Annotated in this window: 6 protein-coding genes and 1 pseudogene; 4 read left to right on the top strand and 3 right to left on the bottom strand. The window is 60.4% G+C overall.

Annotated elements, in window-relative coordinates:
• Nucleotides 1-93: 93 nt before the first annotated feature.
• The 3 genes from sixA to ACIPIN_RS28520 are packed head-to-tail and all read right to left on the bottom strand — an operon-like array spanning nt 94 to nt 1,944.
• Nucleotides 94-543, bottom strand: a complete 450-nt coding sequence (sixA, locus tag ACIPIN_RS28530) for a phosphohistidine phosphatase SixA (protein ID WP_401124763.1) — start codon at nt 541-543, stop codon at nt 94-96.
• On the bottom strand, nt 540-887 hold the full coding sequence (locus ACIPIN_RS28525) for a DUF4389 domain-containing protein (protein WP_401124760.1): 348 nt from the start codon (nt 885-887) through the stop codon (nt 540-542). The genes sixA and ACIPIN_RS28525 overlap by 4 nt, the downstream gene beginning before the upstream one ends.
• A gap of 31 nt (nt 888-918) precedes the next feature.
• Nucleotides 919-1,944 carry an NAD(P)H-dependent glycerol-3-phosphate dehydrogenase gene (locus ACIPIN_RS28520; protein ID WP_401124758.1) on the bottom strand — a complete coding sequence of 342 codons (1,026 nt, stop codon included), beginning with the start codon at nt 1,942-1,944 and terminating at the stop codon, nt 919-921.
• A 196-nt stretch (nt 1,945-2,140) separates the two neighbouring features.
• Here ACIPIN_RS28520 and ACIPIN_RS28515 point away from each other — a divergent pair, with 196 nt between their 5' ends.
• The 4 genes and pseudogenes from ACIPIN_RS28515 to ACIPIN_RS28500 all read left to right on the top strand — a co-directional run.
• Nucleotides 2,141-4,264, top strand: a complete 2,124-nt coding sequence (locus ACIPIN_RS28515; RefSeq protein ID WP_401124755.1) for a TonB-dependent receptor plug domain-containing protein — start codon at nt 2,141-2,143, stop codon at nt 4,262-4,264.
• A gap of 1 nt (nt 4,265) precedes the next feature.
• Complete coding sequence (locus ACIPIN_RS28510) at nt 4,266-5,195, top strand: ABC transporter substrate-binding protein (RefSeq protein ID WP_401124754.1); 930 nt, start codon at nt 4,266-4,268, stop codon at nt 5,193-5,195.
• Nucleotides 5,192-7,090, top strand: a complete 1,899-nt coding sequence (locus tag ACIPIN_RS28505; protein WP_401124751.1) for an ATP-binding protein — start codon at nt 5,192-5,194, stop codon at nt 7,088-7,090. The genes ACIPIN_RS28510 and ACIPIN_RS28505 overlap by 4 nt, the downstream gene beginning before the upstream one ends.
• Before the next feature lie 235 nt (nt 7,091-7,325).
• Nucleotides 7,326-7,509 (top strand): annotated as a pseudogene (locus ACIPIN_RS28500) (beta-hydroxydecanoyl-ACP dehydratase); the annotation flags it as partial.

Genomic DNA, 7,509 nt, shown 5'->3' with positions numbered 1-7,509 from the left:
AGGTCCCTCCCTCGATGATCAGTCGAGAACTATCGCTCCTGACGGAGCGATAGTCGAGATACAAGGAGCTGCCGCAGGCTGCGATCTTTTGATCTAAGGGTTCTTGACGCTATTGAGCGTCATCGCCCCGGCCAACGGCAAATCAGCCTCAAGCTCGGCCAGGCTGGCGGTGCTCATCGGCTGTGGCGCACGTAAATGACCGTGCTGCAAGAAGCCAATCAGGTTGCCCACCAGTGGGTTATGGCTGACCAGCAGGATGTTTTCCGCCGAGTCGAGCTGATCCACGACGGTCAGCGGATTGTTGTCTGGCGCCAGCCACGGCACCGTGCGAATTTCCGGCTCAAAGCCCAACGCTTCGCGCACCAGTTGCGCAGTCTGCTGCGCGCGCATATAGGGGCTGGCGATGATCGCCTGAATCGGCTGACCGATCAGCTGCGCGGCACTGCGCAGGACTTCTTCGCGCCCCTGCTGGGTCAACTCCCGTTCAGCGTCGCTACGGGCGTGAGGCTCGGCTTGACCGTGACGCAACACCCAGACTTTCATAGCTTCGGCTCCTCATCACGGGCCGGATGCGGCGCCGGCGGTACGGCGTGCGGGGCCTCGCCTTCCGGTGTCCGCGGGGTTGGCCAATCGGCGAACGGCCACGGTTTCTGATCGCTGTGGAAACTGCCGAAGCGGCCGATCTGCGCCAGAAACTGGCTGAGGCTGTCACCGAAGTTCATCAGGCCGGCGTTCGGTGCGCCGTAGATCAGCCGATAGATGAGTTGAACCAGCACCACGGCGCCAAGGATAAATTGCGCGACCTGCCAGACCAGCACGTAAACCAGCATCCACAGCACGCGCAGCAGAATGGATTCGTACTTGGCTTCTACTTTTGGATCGTTCATGTCTCGCTCCCTGCCTCTGTAGATAGAGTGTTCAGTTGAAACCGCTGGTGGAGATAAAATCGACATCGGTTTTCGGCTCGCCGCGCATCAACAGCTCAATAACCTGATTGAGCGTGCGCCCTTCGAACAGAATTGCATGCAAACCGGCGACCAACGGCATGTAAACCCCGACTTCCTGGGCCTTGGCCTTGAGCACTTTGAGGGTATTAACGCCCTCGGCGACTTCGCCAAGACTTGTCACCGCGTCTTCCAGGCTCAAGCCCTGGCCGAGGGCAAAACCGACCTGATAGTTGCGGCTTTTCGGTGACGAACAGGTGACGATCAGGTCGCCTACCCCGGCCAGCCCGAGGAATGTCATCGGGTTGGCACCCTGATTCACCGCAAAGCGGGTCATTTCCGCCAATGCCCGGGTGATCAACATGCTCTTGGTGTTTTCGCCCATGCCCAACGCCACCGCCATGCCGGCGATGATCGCGTAGACGTTTTTCAGTGCCCCACCCAGTTCCACACCATAACGGTCGGCACTGGCGTACACGCGAAAGGTCCGACCGTGCAGCGCAGCCTGAACCCGCTGGCAAAGTTCTTCATCTTCACTGGCGACCACCGTGGCCGTCAGTGCATGTTCGGCCACTTCACGGGCCAGGTTCGGCCCGGACAACACGCCGATGCGCGCTTGCGGGGCGATTTCCTGAAGAATTTCGCTCATCAGTTTGAAGGTGTGGGCTTCGATGCCTTTGGTCAGGCTCACCAGCAACTTGCCGCTCAGGCGCTCGGCATACGGCACCAGTACCGAACGCAGGGCGTTGGAAGGCAGTGCGACGAAACACAGGTCGCAATCATTCAGGGTGGCCAACAAGTCGGTAACCGGCTCCACCGCAGGGTGAACCTTGATGCCCTTGAGGTAGCGTGGATTCTCGCGGTTGACCCGAATGGCCTCGGCCTGCTGAGGGTCTCGCATCCACAGCCGGACCTGATGACCGTTCTCGGCCAGTAGATTAGCCACGGCGGTACCAAAACTTCCGCCTCCCAGGACCGCAATCGGGCGCTGTTCAGTCATATGCAATCCGTTAATCCATACCAGTGGCGATTACCGCATTATACGGGGCGGTCCAGCGTCGGCCAGTCCCCGCGTCAATTACCGGTACTTGTAGGATGCAGACCATCAAATCCGAGGAAAATGCCGGCATCGTGACTGGAAAACTCAAACAGCTCGGTTAACATGCGCGGCAATTAACCGCTATCAAGGCTGTACTGTGTCTGTTGGCCCTCCCCACCTTCGCTCCTCGCTGGTTCTGGCGCTGATACTCAGCGACCCGCTATTGGCCGATGACCTGTTCCTCGACAACCCTGCGCTACCCCAGGTATTGACCGCCACCCGACTGAAACAGTCGCCGGCCGCCGTGCCCGGGAGCATGACGGTGATCGACAGCGAGCTGATCAAGGCCAGCGGTGCCCGGGACATCAGCGAATTGCTGCGACTGGTACCGGGGATGATGGTCGGTAACGTCAGCGGCAACCAGGCAGCGGTGAACTATCACGGCACCAACGCCAGCGAAGCACGACGCATGCAAGTGTTGATCGACGGTCGCTCGGTGTACCGCGCCGGCCTGGCGACCGTGGACTGGAGCGACATTCCGGTGGCCATGGAGGACATTGAGCGCATCGAGGTTTTCCGTGGCCCGAACACCGTCAGCTATGGCGCCAACGCGCTGATGGCAGTGGTTAACATCATCACCCGCGCGCCGGCCAACAGCCATGGCATACGGATGAAAGTCACCCGCGGTGAGCGCGGCATCAACGACTGGTACGCCAGCCAGGGCTCCGGCTGGGAAACCGGCGACCTGCGCCTGTCGCTGTCCGGTCAGGAAGACGACGGTTTCGACTCGGATCGCCAGGGTGCGGATTACCGCGACAGTCGTCGCTTGAACCGCTTCAACCTGGCCGTCAGCCAGATGCTCAACGAACAGCAAAGCATCGATTGGCAACTGAATGCCAAAGACGGCACCAACCAGCGGCCGTATACCTACCGCCCGGTGTTTTCCGGGATTACCTCGGCGGGTGACAACTCTGACGTGATCGCCAAAGATTACGCCGGTTCGTTGCGCTGGAACCTGGAGCTCAACCCGGATCACAGCCTCTACGTCCAGGGCTCGGCGCAGCATTGGGATCGTCAGCAGGTCTGGCGCGCCTGCGACGCCGAAGTGTCCTTCAGCCCTGAACTCACCGAACTCTGGCAGCTCAACCCCAACTATGCCGAGCGACTGGCGCGACACATGGAAAGCTTTACCGGCACAGGCGCACCGCGCGGCACACCCGCCGAGCAGGCTCTGGCCAATCAGGTGCTCGATCAATGGAGGGGTGGCGCCAAACGCACGGTCTGCGGTGACATCGACCAGAGCACCCGAGAGTCGCGCTACGACCTTGAACTGCAGGACACCCTGAGCCTGTCCGACAGTCTGCGGCTAGTCAGTGGTATGAACTATCGATATGACCGGGCCGATTCCGAGACGTACTTCAATGGCACCCTCGACGACTCCATCTGGCGGTTGTTCGGCCAACTGGAGTGGCGTGCCACCGAGCACTGGTTGTTGCAAGGCGGTGCGATGTACGAAAAAACCCAATTGGTCGGCGACTCGCTCACCCCACGGGTGGCGATCAATTACCTGATCAACCCGCGCCACGGTCTGCGGGCGGTGTATTCGGAGGCCATCCGCTCACCCGACATGTTCGAAAACAACGTCAACTGGAGCTATCAGGTGACCAACCTCAGGCCCGGTGCCTACGGTCAGTCCAGTGCCCGTTACTTCGTCAAGACCCGTGGCCCCGGCAACCTCGATCAAGAACACATGCGCTCGCGGGAACTGGGGTATAACGGCTTCTTCGCTGACTTTGGGCTGAACGTCGACGTGAAACTCTTCTACGACGAAATCACCGACATGATCAGCGAGCCGCTGCGCAACAATCAGTACATTGCCAGCAACGCCAACTCCTCACGCTTCAGCGGCACGGAAACCCAGCTTGACTGGCGCGTCAGCGCCGCCGACCGGCTGCGTCTGACCTACGCCTATGTCGATGCCAAGGCCAGTAACCCTCTGGATGAACAATTCAGCGCACGCAACAGCGGCTCGGCCGGTTGGCTGCGCGATTGGGGCGATGGCTGGAACAGTGCGCTGTTCTACTATGGTGACGACGCACTCAATGGCTACCGCTTCGAACGTGTCGACACGCGCATCGCCAAACGTATTGCGCTGGGCAAGGCCAACCTCGAACTGGCCGGTATCCTTCAACAACGCCTCGACAACCAGCCGACCACCTTCATTGACAACAACTATGACTCGCGCCACGTGCTCTATTTCAGCGCCGAGTTAGAGTTCTGACATGCGCCACAGCCAGACTCGCACCCTATCTCCCCGAAGCCGCCGGCCTTGGATTTGGGGACTATTGCTTGTCTGTCTGAGCAGCCTGCCCGTGCGCGCTGCCGATGTATTGCTGACCGGCGCCGACGACAGCCCCGGCGTGCAAGCCTTTACTCGCGCGCTGGCCAAGCAGCGGCCCAAAGACACGGTGCGTTTCACACGCCTTGCCGAACTTCCCGCGCCGTCCCGGCTACCCAGCGCAACCCGACTGATCCTGCTCGACCTGCCGAGCCTGGACTGGCGCATGCAAGACAAGCAGGGGCCGGCGACGCTGGTGCTGCGCATCAGTCGCCTGCAAGCCAATCAGCGCTTGGGTAACGCCCTGCCCCTGCACCTGAGTCTGTTGTGGAGTGATCCACCGCTGAGCCGCCAACTTCGCCTGACCCAGGCCCTGTTGCCGCAAGCGCGACGAGTCGGCGTGCTGTACGGAGTGAACAGCGAATTTCTGCTCAAGGAACTGCACTACGCCGCGCACCGACTGGGGCTGGAGATCGTCGCCGAACGTTGGGACAACACCAATGACAGCCGGCCTCTGCAAACCCTGTTGAAGAACAGCGACGTATTGCTGGGGCTCGATGACCCCGACCTGTACAACCCGAAAACCGCCAAGAATCTGCTGCTCAGCAGTTATGGCCGACAGCTCGCGTTGATCGGTCCCAATGCGGGCTTCGTCAAGGCCGGCAGCCTGGCCAGCAGCTACAGCGATCAAAGCGATTGGCTGGCCATCCTTGATGATTTGCTTGACCGCTCACCGGACACTTGGCCACGCGACCTCTATCCGCAGCGCTTCAAGGTGTTAAGTAACCCACAAGTCGCTCGTTCCTTAGGCATCGAACAGATTGACCCCGCGGCTGTTGCGACACAGTTGGCCGAAGGAGAAAACCGCCCATGACCTTCCGTCGCCATTGGGGCATCAATACCCGCACCCAGATCATCAGCCTCGGCCCGGCCCTGCTGCTGACCTTGCTGCTGATCAGTTTCTTTACCGTCGTGCGAATCCAGGATTTGCGCCAGGAGCTCAACCACACTGGCCAACTGATCGCCAATCAACTCGCCCCGGCCACCGAGTACGGCGTGATATCCGGTAACAATGAGGTGCTCGAAAGCCTGATGAAGGCGTCGCTGACAACGCCGCATGTGCGCTTTCTGGAGGTACAGGACAACGCCAACAAGGTTTTGGTACACGTCGAGCAGCCCTCGGAAAGCCGCCAGCGCTCGCAACAGGTCGAAGTGTTTCAAGCACCGGTGCGCTTGCAACGGATCAAGCTCAACGACGATTTCCTGCAGGGGTCGCCACCGGCCATTGGCCCCTCCGAAGACTATCTGGGGCGGGTAGTCGTCGGCATGTCCAATGATGCCTTCAGCCAGAGACAACAGGAAATCCTGCTCAAGGCTGCGATCCTCGCACTGTTCGCCCTGCTCTTTACCTTTCTGCTGGCCCGACGCCTGGCCGCCAGCCTGTCAGAGCCCATCAGCGCCATGGGCAATGCGGTCAAGGCGATTCAGCAAGGCGACTACAAAACGCCGCTGCCGATCGTCGATGATGCCGAACTGGGTAACCTGTCGCGCCACATCAACAACCTCGCCGATGGCCTTGAGCTCGCCAGCCGCGAGCAGCATCAGGCCATGGCGCAACTGATCCAGACCCGCGAAGAAGCAGAAAAGGCCAACAGCGCCAAGTCCGACTTCCTGGCGATGATGAGCCACGAGCTGCGCACGCCGATGAATGGCGTACTGGGCATGCTGCAACTGCTCGAAACCACCGACATGACCGAAGAACAGATCGAGTACGCCGCGCTGGCATCGGAGTCCACCGAACATTTACTCAAGGTCATCAACGACATTCTCGACTTCTCGCGCATCGAACGCTCGGCGCTGGAACTGGAGCACATCCCGTTCAACCTAGCCGAGCTGATCAATAGCTGCGCCCAGGCTTTCCAGCACAGTGCGCTGCAACGGGGTCTGAGCCTGGAACTGCAAATCCCCGACGGCATGCAGGCCCTGCAAGTCCAGGGCGATCCGACACGGATCCGGCAAATTCTGGTCAACCTGATCGGCAATGCCCTGAAATTCACCGAAAAAGGCCGGGTGACGATCGAGGCGCAGTGGCAATCGCTGGACCACGAACTGCTGTGGTTCACCTGCACCGTGCGCGACAGCGGGATTGGCATTTCGGCCGAACGCCTGGAGCTGATGTTCAACGCGTTCCAGCAGGCCGACAGCTCGATCTCCCGGCGCTACGGCGGCACCGGCCTGGGCCTGCCGATTGCCCGCACGCTGGCCGAACGGATGGGCGGCACACTGCGCGCCCAGAGCGAGGAAGGCCGAGGCTCGGTGTTTACCCTTGAAATTCCGCTGGCACTCTCCAGGCAGACGCCGCCGGCCCTGGCACCGCGTACGCTGGCCGGCAACGACCACGGCGAAGGGCGCAATGTGCTGCTGGTGGAAGATAATCCGGTGAATCGGACCGTCATCGAAGCAATGCTGCGCAGCCTGGGCTTTACTGTCAGCGTCGCCACCGACGGCGCGCAGGCGGTACGCAGTGCCGAGAGCCTGATTTTCGAGGCGATTCTGATGGATTGCCGGCTGCCGGTCATCGACGGTTACGAAGCCACCCGGCAGATCCGCCAACTGCCCGGCTGCACCGATCTACCGATTATCGCCCTGACAGCCAACGCTTTGCAGGGTGATCGCGAGGCGTGCCTGTCAGCGGGGATGAATGATTATCTGGCCAAGCCTTTCAAACGCACTGATCTGCAGCAAATTCTGCAGCGTTGGGTACAGTAGTGCCCATCTGCGACTGGCGTGAAAGGCGAAAGTGCGGCAGTCTTAGGCACCTTGACAGCTCGAAATTGGGCTTGAAAAATAATTTCAGTGCACAAGTGTACATTCATGTCCCTTGTGCTGTGACTTTCACCACAACGCAATAGTCTATGAGTAGGCTGCCAATTCGAAGCATGAATGCTTCGATCGGCCGGGAAGATTTGCCCCACCTGCCGCATGGGATTATTGAGGAGCTCGCATGACCAAACAAAACGCCTTTACCCGGGAAGACCTGCTGCGCTGCAGTCGCGGTGAGCTGTTCGGCCCTGGTAACGCGCAACTGCCCGCCCCGACCATGCTGATGGTGGATCGCCGCACGCAGATCCGCGACGCGGGTGGCACGTCCGGCACCGGTGAATTGGTCGCCGAGCTGGATATCACTC

Origin of the sequence: Pseudomonas sp. NPDC087697, assembly GCF_044743155.1 — a bacterium.
GTDB lineage: Bacteria > Pseudomonadota > Gammaproteobacteria > Pseudomonadales > Pseudomonadaceae > Aquipseudomonas.
The sequence above is the reverse complement of the archived record's forward strand: the minus strand, read 5'-3'. Positions and strand labels throughout refer to the sequence as shown.

Excerpts from the sequence above, each read along its gene's own strand:
- ACIPIN_RS28520 (WP_401124758.1), bottom strand. The coding sequence starts at position 1,944 with ATGACTGAACAGCGCCCGATTGCGGTCCTGGGAGGCGGAAGTTTTGGT.
- ACIPIN_RS28505 (WP_401124751.1), top strand. The coding sequence starts at position 5,192 with ATGACCTTCCGTCGCCATTGGGGCATCAATACCCGCACCCAGATCATC.
- ACIPIN_RS28510 (WP_401124754.1), top strand. The coding sequence starts at position 4,266 with ATGCGCCACAGCCAGACTCGCACCCTATCTCCCCGAAGCCGCCGGCCT.
- sixA (WP_401124763.1), bottom strand. The coding sequence starts at position 543 with ATGAAAGTCTGGGTGTTGCGTCACGGTCAAGCCGAGCCTCACGCCCGT.
- ACIPIN_RS28525 (WP_401124760.1), bottom strand. The coding sequence starts at position 887 with ATGAACGATCCAAAAGTAGAAGCCAAGTACGAATCCATTCTGCTGCGC.